Source organism: Curvibacter fontanus (genome assembly GCF_054780335.1).
Map to the genome: position 1 here is coordinate 1 of NZ_BAAGWN010000026.1, position 1,176 is coordinate 1,176.

Genomic DNA, 1,176 nt, shown 5'->3' on the forward strand with positions numbered 1-1,176 from the left:
GGAAGGTCTGAACAAGTCATAAAACCGCCACGCACAGCCCGATGCGCAAGGCGAACACGACGCGCAGGAGCAGATCGTAGCCGCCCGAAGGAGGTTTGCGGCGCAATCTGCGCCCCTTTCGCGGCTTCACACCGCCTGCGCACGGACCACTCCCATCATCGCCATGAGCTTCTTGCGCGCCATCCACAGATTGGACAGCGCAAACAGGGTAAGCACGTGCGCCGTGTTCTTGGCCAGACCTTTGAAACGCACCTTCACCAGTCCGAACTGACACTTGATCACCCGGAAGGGGTGTTCCACCTTGGCCCGTACGCTGGCCTTGCGGTGCTCTTGCCTTTTGGCCCTGGTCTTGGCCCGGCCCTCAGGCATTTTGGCCATGTCGCTGGGTCGTGCAGCGATGTGCCACTGCAGATCAGCCTTGCTCACCCGCTTCTGCGCCCCGCGGTAGCCCGAATCCGCCCAGACCTGTTCTTCCTTGCCGTGCAGCAGATCGGCCACCTGCTCCACGTCGGCCTCGTTGGCCGCAGTGGTCGTGACGGTATGCACCAGCCCGGAGTCCGCATCCACGGCAATGTGCGCCTTCATGCCGAAGTGCCACTGCTTGCCCTTCTTGGTCTGGTGCATCTCGGGGTCTCGCTCGCCGCTGCTGTTCTTGGTCGAGCTGGGCGCGGCGATGATGGTGGCGTCCACGATGCTGCCGCGCTTGAGCATCAGCCCCTTCCTGCTCAGGTGGGCGTTGACCAGCTTGAGGATGTCTTCGGCCAGGTCGTTCTCTTCCAGAAGATGGCGGAAGTTCAGGATCGTGGTCTCGTCGGGGATGGCCTCGCTCAGGCTCAGACGGGCAAAGCTGCGCAGGGAGGCAATCTCGTACAGGGCCTCTTCCATCGCCGGGTCGCTCAGCGCGAACCAGTTTTGCATCAGGTGCACGCGCAGCATCGATTCCAGCGGGTACGGCCTGCGGCCACGTCCGGCTGTCGGGTAGTGTGGCTCGATCAGCTTGAGCAGCCCCTTCCAGGGCACGACCAGCTCCATCTCTTCCAGGAAAATCTCCCGCCGGGTCTTCTTCCTCTTGCCTGCGTATTCGGCATCGGCGAAACTGATCTGGTCCATCGGCACAACTCCTTTGCCACGATCAACGATTCAAGGGGCCGTTCGGTGGACTTGTTCAGACCTTCC

At 62.2% G+C, this 1,176-nt stretch carries 1 protein-coding gene; it reads right to left on the reverse strand.

Going from position 1 to position 1,176, the window contains the following annotated elements; genetic code table 11:
* Positions 1 to 126: 126 nt before the first annotated feature.
* Positions 127 to 1,110, reverse strand: a complete 984-nt coding sequence (locus ACYVH8_RS12755) for an IS5 family transposase (RefSeq protein WP_460489193.1) — start codon at positions 1,108 to 1,110, stop codon at positions 127 to 129.
* Positions 1,111 to 1,176: the final 66 nt, after the last annotated feature.

What these genes read in the sequence shown, in the direction of transcription:
- ACYVH8_RS12755 (WP_460489193.1), bottom strand. Translation starts at nt 1,110, where the DNA reads ATGGACCAGATCAGTTTCGCCGATGCCGAATACGCAGGCAAGAGGAAG.